Annotated in this window: 11 protein-coding genes and 3 pseudogenes; 6 read left to right on the top strand and 8 right to left on the bottom strand. The window is 55.7% G+C overall.

Annotated features, from left to right (window positions below):
- The 7 genes and pseudogenes from CPT76_RS05090 to leuC form a co-directional block, all read right to left on the bottom strand.
- Positions 1–771 (bottom strand): S-layer homology domain-containing protein (locus CPT76_RS05090; protein WP_181152693.1); only part of this gene is annotated, 771 nt, incomplete at its 3' end.
- A gap of 191 nt (positions 772–962) precedes the next feature.
- Entirely contained in the window at positions 963–1,613 is a 651-nt protein-coding gene (locus tag CPT76_RS05085; RefSeq protein ID WP_181152722.1) for a GerMN domain-containing protein, read from the bottom strand.
- A pseudogene (locus CPT76_RS05080) lies at positions 1,600–3,022 on the bottom strand (N-acetylmuramoyl-L-alanine amidase family protein); the annotation flags it as partial. The pseudogene CPT76_RS05080 and the gene CPT76_RS05085, both read right to left, overlap by 14 nt.
- 283 nt (positions 3,023–3,305) lie before the next feature.
- Positions 3,306–3,983, bottom strand: coding sequence for a GerMN domain-containing protein (locus CPT76_RS05075; protein WP_308737515.1), 678 nt, complete (start codon positions 3,981–3,983; stop codon positions 3,306–3,308).
- A 28-nt stretch (positions 3,984–4,011) separates the two neighbouring features.
- On the bottom strand, positions 4,012–5,514 hold the full coding sequence (locus CPT76_RS05070) for an N-acetylmuramoyl-L-alanine amidase (RefSeq protein ID WP_105442143.1): 1,503 nt from the start codon (positions 5,512–5,514) through the stop codon (positions 4,012–4,014).
- 294 nt (positions 5,515–5,808) lie between these two features.
- On the bottom strand, positions 5,809–6,411 hold the full coding sequence (gene leuD / locus CPT76_RS05060; protein ID WP_105442141.1) for a 3-isopropylmalate dehydratase small subunit: 603 nt from the start codon (positions 6,409–6,411) through the stop codon (positions 5,809–5,811).
- Between the two features lie 14 nt (positions 6,412–6,425).
- Positions 6,426–7,849, bottom strand: a pseudogene (gene leuC, locus CPT76_RS05055) (3-isopropylmalate dehydratase large subunit).
- 204 nt (positions 7,850–8,053) lie between these two features.
- On the opposite strand from leuC, the gene CPT76_RS05050 reads away from it, so the two are divergent.
- Entirely contained in the window at positions 8,054–8,965 is a 912-nt protein-coding gene (locus CPT76_RS05050; protein WP_105442140.1) for a LysR family transcriptional regulator, read from the top strand.
- Between the two features lie 72 nt (positions 8,966–9,037).
- Here the strand turns inward: CPT76_RS05050 and CPT76_RS05045 are convergent, their stop codons facing one another.
- Positions 9,038–9,856: a carbon-nitrogen family hydrolase gene (locus tag CPT76_RS05045; protein WP_105442139.1), complete on the bottom strand. Its 819-nt coding sequence runs from the start codon at positions 9,854–9,856 to the stop codon at positions 9,038–9,040.
- A 175-nt stretch (positions 9,857–10,031) separates the two neighbouring features.
- Between CPT76_RS05045 and CPT76_RS05040 the strand changes: the two genes are divergently transcribed.
- From CPT76_RS05040 to mtnW, 5 genes and pseudogenes are all read left to right on the top strand, one after another.
- The gene (locus tag CPT76_RS05040) at positions 10,032–11,243 is read left to right on the top strand and encodes a pyridoxal phosphate-dependent aminotransferase (protein ID WP_105442138.1); all 1,212 of its coding nucleotides are present in this window, start codon (positions 10,032–10,034) and stop codon (positions 11,241–11,243) included.
- A 385-nt stretch (positions 11,244–11,628) separates the two neighbouring features.
- Positions 11,629–12,732, top strand: a complete 1,104-nt coding sequence (gene proB, locus CPT76_RS05035; protein WP_105442137.1) for a glutamate 5-kinase — start codon at positions 11,629–11,631, stop codon at positions 12,730–12,732.
- Positions 12,733–12,769: 37 nt separating this feature from the next.
- The gene (locus CPT76_RS05030; protein ID WP_105442136.1) at positions 12,770–14,017 is read left to right on the top strand and encodes a glutamate-5-semialdehyde dehydrogenase; all 1,248 of its coding nucleotides are present in this window, start codon (positions 12,770–12,772) and stop codon (positions 14,015–14,017) included.
- A gap of 46 nt (positions 14,018–14,063) precedes the next feature.
- Positions 14,064–14,924, top strand: a complete 861-nt coding sequence (proC, locus tag CPT76_RS05025; protein ID WP_234489343.1) for a pyrroline-5-carboxylate reductase — start codon at positions 14,064–14,066, stop codon at positions 14,922–14,924.
- Positions 14,921–15,370: pseudogene (gene mtnW / locus CPT76_RS05020) on the top strand (2,3-diketo-5-methylthiopentyl-1-phosphate enolase); the annotation flags it as partial. The gene proC and the pseudogene mtnW, both read left to right, overlap by 4 nt.

Here is a 15,370-nt window from a genome sequence, read left to right as displayed (position 1 = left end):
ATTATCGCTCAGCCCGGTGATGATGCCTTCGGCGGAGTTGTCGTACTTAATGTTGTTGTAGGCTTCGGCCCGGCTGAAAAAGGTCGCCAGCTGGGCACGCGTAACCGAACCTTGCGGATCAAAGCGGTTACCATCCACACCGTTCGTCAAGCCCAGCTCCAGCGCAACGTTCACAAACCCGCGTTTTGAAGCGGAAATCTTGCCGTTATCGGCAAACGTCGTGGCCTTCGAGGCTGCGGCGGAAGCTTGGCTTTCCTTGCCCAGAGCGCGGACCAGCACTTCGGTGATCCACTCCCGGCTCGCCTTCCGCTCGCCCCAGGTTCCCTTTTGACCGGTGGCCGCGCTTTCGGACGCCTTGTTCAGCATGCTTTGCTGGAAAGCGAGTGCAACGTATGGCTTGAAATAATTATTTACGACGACATTCTCCGGCAGCGCAACGGCCGTGTCCGTGCTCAGCTTGTTCTGAAGCCCGGCAAAACGGATCGCCATCGTAACGGCTTCCTGCTGAGTCACATAATCGTTTGGACGGAACAGCCCTTTATCGCCGAGGATGATGCCTTGGGCAGCAAGCTTGTATATATGCTTTTCAGCCCAGAATCCGCTCTTGACGTCACTGAACTGGCCGACGGAAGCTGCTGTTACGCTCGCTCCGGTCGTCGCCGGGGTATCCGCGAATACGGCTGTGCCCGAGCTTAATGCCATCATACCGACCAGGACGGCGGAGACGACTTTTTTAGAAGGTAAGGAATGATTGCTGCGTTTCTGAACCATGATAGTGCCCCTCTCTGAAATAAATAGAAAGAACTAAAGCGGAGTCGCCCGTTCCCCGGGAATCATAGCTCCCACAAAGGATGCGCAACGCTCCAACTTTAGTTCGTTACTATCAGCCATGCTCTAGCTGTATATAATTCGACATCCAGGAGCCGAGCTCCTGCTATATTTCCTGAATTTCCCCAAAAAAATCAGTGTCTTGTCATCGGATGCTCCAAATCGACATGCCCCATCAGGCTTTCCACCTTGGCGCCGTCAACCAGCAGCTCGATCGACTTCACTTCGTCAAACTGAAACAACGTGTTGTCGAGCGCGTCGAGGGCGAACTGCTCTCCCGCTGCACCGAGACGAGCTTCATCCGGCAGATGAATGTCGATGGTAAGCTGACCGTCCTTCATGCTCAGCGATTTAAGTTCCACCTTGCCCCAGAGAGGGACCAGGTCCGATTTGTCGCTGGCCTGCAGCGCTTCGAACGCCTTCTTATACTTTTCATCATCGCTGCTGAAGCTGATTTCCTTCTGGGCTTTGTGCAAATCCAGTTCCTCAGGATCTGTATAATAGACATCGATATTCAAGCTTTTTTGGTTCGAATTCGTCGTTTGCGTGGAAATGGATTGGCCCTGGCCAGTCGCCTCTTGACCCTGTCCTTGCCCTTGCGAACCGGATGAGGCCTGGCCTTGGTCTGAACCTTGGTCCTGCCCGCTGTCGGAAGTAACGGCACCGTTATTGCCTTCGGTTCCCGTTTCTCCGGCTGCCGTATCTCCGCCGCTTCCAGTCACCTGCTGATCGGAGGCCGTCTCCTGCTGCTGATCTGGTGCGGTGGTCGGCTTCTTTAATACCACTGACGATGCCTTTGGCAACCCGCTGCTGGAAGCTTTCCGAGAAAAGGGCGGCATCGCGTTTTTGTTGCTCAGATAACCGACTTCCAGCAGCACGGCCGGCATCTCGTTTCGCGAATGACGTGGAAATTGCCGTAGCGAACGCCGCGGTCCTTCAGCCCGGTGGCTTGTACCAGGTACTTATGCATCACGTTGGCCAGCGCCTTGCTGGCATCCCGCTGATAATAGGTTTCACTTCCTGTTGCCACAGAGGAGCCTGCACTGTTCGCATGAATGGAAATAAACACATCCGCCTTCAAATCGTTGGCAATCTTTACCCGTTCGCTCAGTTCAAGGAACGTATCGTCGCTGCGGGTAAGAACGACATCGATGTTTGGATCATTTTTGAGCAGAGCCCCTACTTTGAGGGCAACCGCCAAGTTAAACGCTTTTTCTTTTTTGCCGGAAACGCCTGATGCGCCAGGATCCTGATCGCCATGGCCTGCATCAATGACGACGATTTTTTTGCCGCCTCCGCCAACTGGAGTGGAAGGAGTGCCGCTGTCTGATGTGTTCAAGTCGATGATATACATCCCGTTTTCATTGGTCAGCTTATAATTTTTTGCATAATTCAGATCAATGACCACGCGTACCGTGGAAGGATTATCGTTATACAGCGAGTAACGGACCTTGGATACATCCGGATAGCCGCTGACGTTGATTGAGCCGTTATAATTGCTGTCCAGCGGAGAAGAACCGCTGAATTGATCCGAAAATTTCGCGTTCGTCAGATCGATGACGACCCGATCGGGACCGGTCATTTTAAAACTGCTGGCCTTAACCGACCCGCTGGTTGCGATCAGCAGCCGGTTGTCGCTGAAGCTGAGTCCATTGACGAGCCCGACGCTGCTGTCGTTATCGCCGCTGCCGTTGCCGGGTACGGTTGTCCCGCCGTTGCCTGCACCGGTGCCGGCATTTCCGCTGTTTCCGGAATTCGAATCCGGGGTAATTAAATATACCACTTTCTTCACATTATCCCAGCTGACGGTCAGTCCCATTTGCTCACTCACAAAGCGAAGCGGGACGATGACCGTGTCGGTGCGCAGAATCGGCGCGATATTAAGTGCAACCTTACTGCCGTTAACCGTAGCATTCTTTTGATTAACAACAAGCTTTATGACTGTCGAGTCCTTTTGTATGGTTACCGTGCCGGTCTTCTGCTCCCATGCGACTTCAAATCCCAGACTCTCTCCGACCACGCGAAATGGGATCATCGTATTACCCTTCACATTTTCAACCACTGCATTACCTGTTAGCTTCAGCTCATTGTCATTCAAAAAAATCTTTGTGCTCCCTGCCGCAGCCTGTCCATTATGAGGAAACGCCAAAATGAAGACAAATATAAACGCAAACAAAAAACCAAACTTCTTCATTATTCACCCCTACCATTCTCAAATTTTTCAACTGCTTTTTGACGTTTCGGCTTCGGCATCTTCGACATCACCAGACATTTATTAGACGCGAGCCCCCTTGAAAAGTTGCGAATATATTCCTCTATATGCAAAAGTTTTACTATGACTTTGGATGGACAAAAACCGGGGATTTTTATGTATTATCGATTCAAACACCCCTGCTGAAAAGCATGGTTTCCGCAAAAAAGCATGCCGACTCCCAATAGGAATCGGCATGCTTGTTCGTTATGATTGAAACGATGATCTACTCGCCTCTCTTGATCGGATGGTCGAGATCCATGTGGCCCATCAGACTCTCCACGGCTTGGCCGTCGACGAGGATGTCGATCGCTTTGATTTCGTCGAATTGAAACATCGTTTGCTTGAGCGAGTCGAGGGCAAATTGTTCCCCGCCCGATCCCAGCCGGGCTTCGTCCGGGATATGAATATCCATATGCAGGAGTCCCGTATCTGTGTCCAGCGACATTTTGGTCAATTCGATTTTACCCCACAGCGGAACGAGGTCGGTGCTGCCGCTGTCTTGAAGCGCTTTGAACGCCTCAACGTATTTCTCAAGAGGAACCTGGTAGCTGATCTCCTTCCGGGCTTTCTTCAGCTCCATTTCCTGCGGGTCGGTGTAATATACATCAATGGTCAATTTCTGAAAGCTGGGTTGATCCTTAGCTGCCTCACCGGTTGATTCACCCTTGGTTTCCCCGGTCCCTCCGCTGCTGTCATTGCCCGAATTGCTACCTGCCGTGCTGTCATCCGGAGCAGTACCTTCCGTAACCGGCGGCGATGTGCTCTCGTCCGCTTGAAGTGAGCTCGGTTCGGAAGCGCTCGCTGGCGGAGGAGGAGCCGTCTTCGCTTTCTGACCGCAGCCTGCTCCCACAATCATCACGGCGGACAGAAGAACTGCGCACCATATTTTTTTATTCACCATAACACTCCTTTCAGCCAAGTTCCGAATTCTATAATCCCAAATATTCCTTAATGCCGTTCACGATCCCCTGCGCGACGGACTGCTGAACGTTTTCGGAGAACAAGGTTGCCTCATCCTTCGGATTGCTCAGATAACCAACCTCCAGGAGAACAGCCGGCATTTTGGTTTCCCGAATGACGTGGAAGTTGCCGTATTTCACTCCCCGGTCCGCCAGGCCGGTAGCCTGAACCAAATACTTGTGCAGCACGTTCGCCAGCGATTTGCTTGCATCACGCTGATAANAGGTTTCGCTGCCGCTCGCCGCAGACGAGCCCGCGCTGTTCGCATGGATGGATACAAATACGTCGGCATTCAGATCGTTGGCTATTTTAACACGGTCCTTCAACTCGAGGAAAGTGTCATCGCTTCTCGTCAGAACAAAATCGATATTCGGCTCGCTCCCGAGAAGCTGTCCGACCTTTAGGGCAACCGCCAAGTTGAAGTCCTTCTCCTTCGTTTTCGAATAGCCGATCGTCCCGGGATCCTTGGCACCGTGCCCGGCGTCGATCACGACGACCTTCTTCCCGCTGCCCCCGACCGGAACCGACGGCGTCTCTGAAGCTAAATTCAAATCGACGATAAACATCCCGTTTCCGGACGGATCCGGGTATGCGGCATAGTTTTTGGCATAGTTCAAATCAATCACGATCCGAACGGTGGACGGACTGCTGCTGAACAACGAATACCGGACCCCGGAAACATCGGGATACCCGCTGACGTCCAGCTTCCCTTGAGCGTCGGCGCTCAAGGGGAGTGTCTCGCCCAGTGCTCCTGAGAATTCGGTCTGCGGCAGATCCACGACGATGCGGTCCGGATTTTTCATCGTAAACACTTTCGGGACCACATTCCCATTGCCGGAGGTAGCGATCATCAGGCGGTTGTCGCTAAAACTGATGCCAGTCAGCTCGGCAGTTCCCTCCTGGCCGGTCACGCCGGATCCTTCAGAACCGCCTGACGGAGCGGTGCCTTCCGAATTGCCGCTCCCCGTATCAGGAACCGGTATCGTGCCTCCACTGCCTGCTCCTGTTCCCGGATCGGCTCCCGACGGATTCGATCCATCCGTCGACAGATACACAGTTTTGTTGACGCCATCCCAACTGACCGCAAGGCCCATCTGTTCGCTCACGAACCGGATCGGCACAACGACGCTGCCCTTCTGCAGGAGCGGAGGCTGATCCAAGCTCACCTTTTTGCCGTTCACGGTTGCCGATTTCTGCTTCACGACAAGCAGCATCTTGGTGCTGCCTTTCTGAATCGTGACCTTCTGCGACTTCTGCTCCCAATCTACGGCAAATCCAAGATTTTCACCGACCACGCGGAAGGGAACCATAATACTCCCGTTCACGTTGACAACCCCTGCGTCCGCAGGCATGTCCAGTTGTTTCCCGTCCAGCACGATCTCCGTGCCGCTTGCCGCCGATACCGACGGCGCCTGGGCGCCGACAATAAAGGCGAACATCAATAAAAACAGTAAAAAGCCGAATTTCTTCATGTTCCACCTCTGACAAACTGATTTTTTGCTGCTGCTCGTGACAAGCCGCAGAATGTATGTATGAAAAAACATTAACGGAATTTGACCTGTAACAATTTCTGTGTGCTAATCTTATATTCCTGCTTGATTTTACAAATTTTTACCTGTTTTCTTTCCCGATTTATCCAAATATCGACCTCCCTTAACTCCTTCGGCTCCTCGGATATACTCCAGCGCCCAGCAAAAAAGCCCCCACACTCCTTATCGGAGCATGGGAGCTTATAATGAAGGGCAGTGCCCATCCGGCTGGATAAGTTACGCGAACAAGCGATCCGCGTGCTTTTGCTCATAGGCGGAGATGGCATCTTCATGCTGAAGGGTCAGGCCGATATCGTCCAGGCCTTGCAGCAGGAACTGACGGCGGTGCTCATCCAGGTCGAAATCGATACGCAGACCTTGGGCATCCGTGATCGTTTTGTTTTCCAGGTCAACGTTCAGCTCGTAGCCTTCATTTGCTGCCGTACGCTGGAACAGGTCTTCCACCTGCTCTTCCGACAGTTTAATCGGCAGAATGCCGTTCTTAAAGCAGTTGTTGTAGAAAATGTCTGCGAACGATGGCGCGATGACGCATCTGAACCCGTAATCCATGATCGCCCATGGCGCATGCTCACGGGAAGAACCGCAGCCGAAGTTCGCTCTGGAGATCAGAATCGAAGCGCCTTTATAGCGCGGCTGGTTCAGCGAAAACTGCGGGATGTCGTTGCCCTGCTCATCGAATCTCCATTCATAGAACAGAAATTGTCCGAAACCTGTGCGTTCGATCCGCTTCAAAAATTGTTTAGGAATGATGGCATCCGTATCCACGTTCACCCGGTCTACCGGAGCGACGAGACCTGTTAATTTCGTAAAAGCTTCCATGTTTATTCTCCTCCTTAGCTGCTGACCGCTTCCGTTTTGAAGTTCCAATCACGGACATCCGTGAACCGACCCTTGATCGCCGCTGCTGCAGCCATTGCCGGAGACACGAGGTGCGTGCGTCCGCCGCGGCCTTGACGGCCTTCGAAGTTCCGGTTGGACGTCGATGCGCAGCGCTGTCCCGGCTGGAGAACGTCCGGGTTCATCGCCAGGCACATGCTGCATCCGGCATCACGCCATTCGAAGCCCGCTTCGGTGAAAATTTTGTCCAGTCCTTCCTTCTCCGCCTGGATCTTAACGCGTCCCGAACCCGGAACGACGATCGCCGTTACCCGGTCGGACACCTTGTGCCCCTTGGCTACCTGGGCCGCAGCGCGCAGGTCCTCGATCCGGCCGTTGGTGCAGGAACCGATAAACACGTAGTCGATTTCGATTTCCGACATCGGCGTTCCCGGCGTCAGGCCCATATATTCAATCGCTTTTTCAGCTGCTTTGCGTTCGTTTCGGTCGGCAGTTCCGCCGGCACCGGCACGCGGGACGTAATGTCCGTACCCATACCCGGGCTCGTTCCCCAGGTCACTTGCGGGATCAGGGTTTCCACGTCAAACTCCACAACGCGGTCGTATGCTGCGCCTTCGTCGGTGACGAGCTGCTTCCACTGCTCCACCGCTTGGTCAAAGTCGCTGCCTTGCGGCACGTATTGGCGTCCGCGCAAGTATTCGAATGTCGTTTCATCCGGAGCGATCATGCCCGCTCTCGCACCGCCTTCGATCGACATGTTGCAGACGGTCATGCGCTCTTCCATCGACAGCTCGCGGATCGCTTCGCCCGTGTACTCAATAACATAACCTGTAGCAAAATCCGTGCCATACTTGGCAATGACGCCGAGGATCATGTCTTTCGCCGTTACGCCGGGATTGCGTTTGCCGACGAAGCGTACTTCCATCGTCTTCGCTTTGGCCTGCTGCAAGCATTGGGTAGCCAGCACGTGTTCCACTTCGCTTGTGCCGATCCCGAACGCCAGAGCGCCGAATGCGCCGTGAGTCGAAGTGTGGCTGTCGCCGCAGACGATCGTTTTGCCCGGATGGGTCAGACCGAGTTCCGGCCCCATAACGTGCACGACCCCTTGGTCAATCGTATCCAGATCAAAGAGTGTGACGCCGAAGTCGCGGCAGTTCTGCGACAGCGTGTCGATCTGCTGCTTGGAGATCGGGTCTGTAATGTTAAAACGGTCCTTCGTCGGTACGTTATGGTCCATCGTTGCGAACGTCAGCTCCGGACGGCGTACCTTGCGGCCGCTCAGGCGCAGGCCCTCGAAGGCTTGCGGGGACGTTACCTCGTGGACGAGGTGCAAATCGATGTACAAAATGCTCGGCTTGCCTTCTTCCTGATGAATCACGTGGTTATCCCAGATTTTCTCAAACATCGTTCTTTTACTCATCACTGTCACCTCTTCATGGTTTCGTTCCTTGGAAGAGACGCCTGACAGAAGTCGATTCAGCCCGGCAGCCTCTTGAATTACACTAAATATAGCATTTGCAGCTTAATTGATCCAAGATATAATATCTATAAAAGTAATAGGAATTAACTATCAAGAAAAGCGTGTTTTATCCGCTACTTTATAGAAAGCAAAGGAAGGTGTCTCATGGAACTTAGACAGCTGCAATACGCACTCCAAATCGCCCAAGAGCGAAATTTCTCCCGAGCCGCCGAGAAGCTGCATATCGCCCAACCCTCCTTGAGCCAACAGCTGTCCAAGCTGGAGAAAGAGCTCGGGGTGCTGCTGTTCCAGCGCAATACAAGCACAGTGGAATTGACACATGCCGGGGCTTCCTTTATGGAGCAGGCCCAAAAAATTATGGACGCCGTGGAGCTGCTGCGCCAGGAAATGGCTGATATCTCCCAGCTGAAGAGCGGCAAGGTAATCATCGGCAGCATGCCGATTACAGGCGCACACTTGCTTCCGCATGTGCTTCCCACATTCAAACGCCAGTACCCGGACATCGAAATCACCCTGCTGGAGGACTCCTCCATGAACCTGGAGAAGCTTACGGCCGGAGGCAAGTCGGACCTCAGCCTGCTCTCCCTGCCGCTGCAGGAGCCTTCGCTGACATACGAGGTAATCGGCGAAGAAAAGATCGACCTCGCCGTACCGGAATCGCATCCGCTCGCTGCCAGAGCCAAAACCGGGAAGCCGGTTCCGGTCCGGATCGATGAGCTGAGCGGGGAATCGTTTATCGTGCTCAAAAAGGGACAGGGCTTCCGCAAAATAACCTTTGACCTGTGCCAGCAGGCCGGTTTCGAGCCCAAGGTCGTCTTTGAGAGCAACAACATGGAGACGATCCAGTCGCTCGTCGCCACGGGCATGGGCATCACGCTGGTGCCGCGGTTTATCGCGCGGGCGCCGCGAAGCGAATTCGTGCCGGTATACCTTCCACTTGCCGAGCCGGTGCCGAGCCGTACACTTGTGGTCGCATACCGGCGCGGACGGTATTTGTCCAAAGCGGCGGAGGCTTTTATCGAAACGTTCAAGGATACGCTGAATGATCTGGTCTAAAAAACGTGTAAAGGCCCGGGCGGAGAGCCCGGACCTTTTTTCCATGTGCGGTTTCCGGTTTGAAGCTTGAGGTTACGGTTTACGGTAAATATCGGGGCGGCGGTCCTCGAACACCGGAATCCGGCCCCTCACTTCATCGACCAGCCCAAGATCCAGTTCACCGGTCACGATCTCTTCGCCTTCGCCGCCCTCAGCCACAATCTCGCCCCAGGGGTCGATGATGAGCGAATGGCCGAAGAACTCGGTGCTTCCGCTTACCCCGACGCGGTTGCAGGCGATGACATACATCTGGTTCTCGATCGCCCGGGCCATCAACAGCGTGCGCCAGTGGTGCAGGCGCGGATGCGGCCATTCGGCAGGCACGATCAGCACCTTTACGCCGTTCAGCGCCTGGGTGCGGGCCAGCTCCGGAAAACGGATGTCGTAGCAGATCGAAGCGCCGGCCTGAAAGCCCTCACGCAATGCAAAGCTGACGATTTCATCGCCGGCCTCAAGATGTTTCTCCTCGTCCATCAGTCGGAAGAGGTGAATCTTGGAATATTGGGCCGTCGTGTCCCCTTGTTCGTTAAAAACGTACATCGTGTTGTAGATGCCGCCGTCCTTCTTCTCCGCGATGGAGCCGCCAACGATCGTCACCCCGTGCCGCTTGGCAAAAGCCGATAACCATTCCCGGCTCTCCCTGCCATCCGGATCGGCGAGCTCCTGGATCTGCTCCAGCGCGTAACCGGTATTCCACATTTCGGGCAGCACCAGCAGGTCCGGCTTCGGCTCCGCAGACACCGCCCGTTCCAGCAGGTCTTCCATACGGAGGCGGTTCGCCTCCGGCTGGCCGATTTGAATATCGGCCTGTATTAAAGCGGCTCGCAGCACCGCGCGTTCATTTAAAGGCATGATTGGTTCCTCCCCTGGATCACGGCGCGAACGGCTTGATCCGCAAATCTCATTTGTATACCATCATAGTCGCTGCCCATTCCGCGTGCAAGCAGTCATTTCCCTCTATACAGCCCGGATAAATCGTGATAGATTTAAACATATTATTCTCGAGTCCAGACCGGAGTGATTTGATATGCATTCATCAGAGGACAACGCACGTCCGACATCCGCTTTTCCCATCGTACCCGCCGAAGTGATGACCCAGCTGCCGACCCAGTTTTTCGCTACCCTCGTGCAGAAGGTGAACCGGGAAATCGCCGCTGGGCATGACGTCATCAATCTGGGGCAAGGCAATCCCGATACACCGACGCCGGGACACATCGTGTCCGCGCTGCAAGAGGCGGCAGCCAACCCGCTCTATCATAAATATTCGCCGTTTACCGGCTTTGCTTTTTTAAAGGAAGCGATCGCGAAGCGCTATCTCGAGGATTATGGCGTGGAGCTTGACCCTGAGAAAGAGGTTGCCATTTTGTTCGGCGGCAAAACGGGACTGGTGCAGCTCCCGCAGATTTTGCTCAATCCCAGCGATCTGTGCCTCGTTCCGGATCCGGGATACCCCGATTACTGGTCCGGCGTAGCGCTGGCCAAAGCCGAAATGTCGTTTATGCCGCTGCTGGCGGACAACGCCTTCCTGCCGGATTACGGCCGGATCAGCCCAGCTGACCGGGCACGCGCCAAGCTGATGTACCTGAATTATCCGAACAATCCGACATCGGCCGTCGCCCCGCTAAGCTTCTATGAGGACACGGTCCGCTTCGCCAGAGAGAACGGCATCGTCGTCGCAAGCGACTTCGCTTACGGCGCCATCGGCTTTGACGGCGAGCGCCCCGTCAGCTTCCTGCAGGCACCGGGCGCCAAGGAAGTCGGCATCGAATTTTACACCCTGTCCAAAACGTACAACATGGCTGGCTGGCGCGTCGGATTTGCGCTGGGCAACAGGGACGTTATTTCGCTCATCAACAACCTGCAGGATCATATCTACGTCAGCCTGTTCGGCGGCATCCAAGCCGCGGCCGCTGCGGCGCTCACCTCCTCCCAGGACTGCGTACAGGAGCTCGTGCAGCGGTATGAATCGCGGCGCAACGCCTTTTTCGACGGTCTCGGCCGCATCGGCTGGACGGCGGAGAAGCCGGGCGGTTCCTTCTTCAGCTGGCTGCCGGTGCCCAATGGCTTTACGTCGGAGTCGTTTGCCGACCTCCTGCTGAAAGAAGCCAAGGTGGCCGTTGCTCCCGGCATCGGTTTCGGCCGGCATGGCGAAGGTTACGTCCGGGTCGGGCTGCTGACCTCCGAGGAGAGGCTGCAGGAAGCTGCCGAGCGGATCGGACGGCTGAATCTGTTCGTATAACCTTTTGCAAAGACCGCCGCTTCGTGGTATTCTAGGTGAAAATAAAGCGGATGAACCAAAGGAAGCATATACAGAAACATAATGAAACGCGTTGACGGGACCAGTAAGAACGGCCACTCGCGCCCAGAGAGTAAATTCCACCGGCTGAAAGAATTTACCGCGAGCCCCTCCGAAACCTACCCCTGAGCGGCCTGCCTGTGTGCAGGACAGTGCCTTCTGTTACAGGGCCCAAAGCCGGATGATCCAATCATCAATAAAGGTGGTACCGCGGAAGTATAAACTTTCGTCCTTTACTCCAAAGGACGAAAGTTTTTTTGTTGTACCAAGAAGTTTTTTATGAGGAAAATAAAGCAGTCTTATATTTAGAAAAGGAACGTGATATCATATGCCATCTCGAGTCGTCGTCAAAATCGGCAGCAGCTCGCTCACTAGCGTTGAAGGCGGACTGAACCGCGATGCGGTCGCCTTCTTTGCGGGCGAAATTGCAGCACTCATCAAAGCCGGATGCGAAGTGCTGCTTGTCACCTCCGGTGCCGTCGCGGCCGGCTTCCGGGCGATCGGCTACAGCTTCCGGCCCAAGCTTCTGCACGAAAAGCAGGCCGCGGCCTCCGTCGGCCAGGCGCTGCTTATGCAGGCGTACCAGGAAGCATTCGCCTCGCACGGCATCACCGCCGCGCAAATCCTGCTAACCCGCACCGACTTTTGCAGCCGCAAGCGCATGAACAATGCCAGCATGACCGTCGAGGAGCTGCTGAAGCAGGGGGCGGTCCCCATATTCAACGAGAACGATACCGTTTCGGTCGATGAGCTGAAATTCGGCGACAACGACACGCTGTCGGCGCTCGTCGCCAACCTGGTCAAAGCCCAGCATCTGCTGATCCTGACCGATACGGACGGTCTCTATACGGCCGATCCGAGGAATAATCCGAATGCGATCCGGTTTGACCATGTCGGAGAAATTACCGAGGAGATCTACTCCATTGCCGGCGGCGCCGGTTCATCCGTCGGTACGGGCGGCATGCGCTCCAAAGTGGATGCCGCCAAAATCGCCACCCGCGGCGGCGTACCGGTCTTCGTGGGCCGCGTAATCGAGAACGGCGATCTTCGCAGCGCCATAGAAGGCCGCGGCAAAGGAACCTACTTCGACACCGAGCTGCACTCGCTGCCGATGAAGAAGCAGTGGCTCGGGTTCATGTCCACCCCGCTCGGCACTCTCTACGTGGACCGGGGAGCGGAGGAAGCGCTTGTTCATGGCGGCCACAGCCTTCTCCCCGTTGGCGTGAAGCAGGTCGAAGGCCAGTTTCATGCCGGCGACGTCGTCGAGGTGCTGAACCTGGAAGGGACGGTCTGCGGCCGCGGCATCGTCAATTATGACGATGAGCAGCTCAGGCGGATTCAGGGCTTGGGCAGCGCTGAAGTGATCCGGACGCTGGATACCGTTCACCGGCTCGAAGTGATTCATCGGGATGAGTGGATTACCTTAAAATAGGTTACTCACATAATAAGGACAAGGAGGCATTTATGATATGAGTGAAGTAAGATCAAAAGCAGAACGCGCCGGCGCTGCCGCCGCCGTATTGAACCGGCTGAGCACCGACGAGAAAAATCAGGCGCTGCTTCGCATGGCCGAGGCGCTGCGTCAGAAACAGGATGAAATTATCGCGGCCAACGCCGAGGATCTTGAGCGCGGCCGCCAGCAGGGAACTTCATCCTCGCTGCTCGACCGCCTGGCGCTTAATCCGCAGCGGATCGACGCCATCGCCGCAGGGCTCGAGCAAATCGCCGAGCTCCCCGATCCGGTCGGCGACGAGCTGGAGAATATCGAACGTCCAAACGGGCTCCGCATCCGCAAATACCGCGTACCGCTTGGCGTTATCGGCATCATTTATGAAGCGCGCCCGAACGTGACCGTCGACGCCGCCGGCCTGTGCCTGAAGACAGGCAATGCCGTGGTGCTGCGGGGCGGTTCCTCCGCCCTCTCCTCCAACCGCAAAATCGTCGAGGTGCTCCATGGCGCCCTCGCCTCCACCGCCATTCCGCCGGAGGCGCTTCAGCTGATCGAGGATCCGAACCGTTCATCGGTCGACGAGATGCTGAAGCTGAACGGCCTGCTCGACGTCGTCATTCCACGCGGCGGCAGCTCGCTCATCCGCACTGTAGTGGAAAACGCCACCGTGCCGGTCATCGAAACCGGCGCCGGCATCTGCCATACGTATCTGGATGAGACAGCCGATCCCGTGATGGCCGAGGAGATCTCGATCAATGCCAAAGTACAGCGTCCGTCGGTCTGCAATTCGATGGAGACGCTGATCGTGCACCAGGCGTATGCCAAGGAACATCTCTTGGCACTGGCCGGAACGTTCAAGGAAGCCGGGGTGGAGCTGCGCGGCGACGAAGAAACCCGCAGAATCATCGACTGGGCTCTCCCGGTCACAGAAGAAGATTATGCAACGGAGTACAATGATTACATTTTGAACGTAAAAATTGTAGAATCGATAGATGAGGCCATGCAGCACATTGCTGCTTACGGTACTAAGCATTCCGAATGCATCGTTACCGCCGATCAGCGCCATGCCGAACGTTTCCTTCAGGAAGTGGACGCTGCCGCCGTATACCATAACGCATCCACCCGCTTTACGGACGGCTTCGAATTCGGATTTGGCGCAGAGATCGGCATCAGCACGCAAAAGCTGCACGCCCGCGGCCCGATGGGCCTGCCGGCTCTGACTTCCACGAAATACATCATCCATGGAAATGGACAAATTCGCGGGTAATACCGGTGCTCTACAATACCGGCTTGCCGCGCAAGGAGGAATTATAATGAGTCAACAACAGGCCATGATTGCCCAGCCCATTACCTTTTACGGTGCAGGAGCGATGGCGGAAGCCATCGTCAGAGGATTGATCGGAAGATCGGTCGTCAATGCCGGAAGCCTGACCATGCTGAACCGCTCCAACTCGGGGCGGCTCGAAGAGCTCAAGCACCGCTACAATGTCAAAACGAACAATGACCCGGCGGAAACCACGGAAATTTTGCGTGAATCTCCGATTATCGTGCTCGCTATCAAACCGAAGGATGCGGCTAACGTGCTGCGCAAACTCGGTCCGCTGCTCTCCGATAACACGCTGATCGTATCCGTCATCGCAGGGCTCACCATCCGCACGATCCAGGATCTGCTCGGACGCAAGCAGCCCGTCGCCCGGACGATGCCGAACACCTCCAGCTCCATCGGCCTCGGCGCAACCGGCGTCTCCTTCTCCAAGGAAATCAACGACCAGGACCGCCAGACGGTCATGACGCTGTTCCAGGCCGTAGGTACGGTAACGGTCGTGGACGAAGAGAAGCTGGAAATTCTGACCGGCATCTCCGGCAGCGGCCCCGCTTATATCTATTACATGATGGAAGCGATGATGGCTGCCGGCATCCGCGGCGGCCTGACGCCGCAGCAGTGCAAGGAACTTACGGTGCAGACGGTTCTCGGCGCCGCACGGATGGTGCAGCAGACCGGCGAAGAGCCTGCCGCCCTCCGGGCGAAGGTGACATCGCCGAACGGCTCCACCCAGGCTGCACTGGAGACGCTTGACAAAGGCGATTTCTTCGAGACGGTGATCGCCGCCGTGAACCGCTGTGCGGAACGCTCCCGGGAAATGGGGGCCGCGCTGAAGGAGGGAATTTCATGAGCCGCTGCACAGCCACGTACCGGCTGTATGACGACAAGGCCGACTTTCGTAAAAAGGCCGAATCGATCGCTGTCGGCATGACCGTCGGCAGCTGGACCGAGCTTCCCCAAGCGAAGCGGGAATCGATGCAGAAGCATCTTGGCGAAGTGCTCCAGGTGGACGTTCATGAGCCGGAAGGCGCAGCACCCGGCGAGCGTTACGCCGACGTCACCATCGCGTACCCGGACATCAACTTCAGCCGCGACATTCCGGCCCTGCTTGTCACCGTTTTCGGCAAAATCTCGATGGACGGCAAAATCAAGCTGAACCGCCTCGGCTTTTCAGATCATTTCGTGCAGGGGTTCCCCGGCCCCAAATTCGGCATCGCCGGCATTCGGGACATTCTCGGCGTCCATGACCGGCCGCTTCTGATGAGCATTTTCAAGTCCGTCATCGGCCTCAATGCG

The sequence above is a fragment of the Paenibacillus sp. AR247 genome (assembly GCF_002968895.1).
Classification (GTDB): domain Bacteria; phylum Bacillota; class Bacilli; order Paenibacillales; family Paenibacillaceae; genus Paenibacillus_AQ; species Paenibacillus_AQ favisporus.
Note: the sequence above shows the minus strand (reverse complement) of the source record. Positions and strands in the feature narration are given on the sequence as shown.

Bases quoted from the DNA above. Each gene is read 5' to 3' on its own strand.
- CPT76_RS05050 (WP_105442140.1), top strand. From the start codon at position 8,054: ATGGAACTTAGACAGCTGCAATACGCACTCCAAATCGCCCAAGAGCGA.
- proB (WP_105442137.1), top strand. From the start codon at position 11,629: ATGCCATCTCGAGTCGTCGTCAAAATCGGCAGCAGCTCGCTCACTAGC.
- CPT76_RS05045 (WP_105442139.1), bottom strand. From the start codon at position 9,856: ATGCCTTTAAATGAACGCGCGGTGCTGCGAGCCGCTTTAATACAGGCC.
- CPT76_RS05030 (WP_105442136.1), top strand. From the start codon at position 12,770: ATGAGTGAAGTAAGATCAAAAGCAGAACGCGCCGGCGCTGCCGCCGCC.
- leuD (WP_105442141.1), bottom strand. From the start codon at position 6,411: ATGGAAGCTTTTACGAAATTAACAGGTCTCGTCGCTCCGGTAGACCGG.
- CPT76_RS05075 (WP_308737515.1), bottom strand. From the start codon at position 3,983: ATGGTGAATAAAAAAATATGGTGCGCAGTTCTTCTGTCCGCCGTGATG.
- proC (WP_234489343.1), top strand. From the start codon at position 14,064: ATGAGTCAACAACAGGCCATGATTGCCCAGCCCATTACCTTTTACGGT.
- CPT76_RS05040 (WP_105442138.1), top strand. From the start codon at position 10,032: ATGCATTCATCAGAGGACAACGCACGTCCGACATCCGCTTTTCCCATC.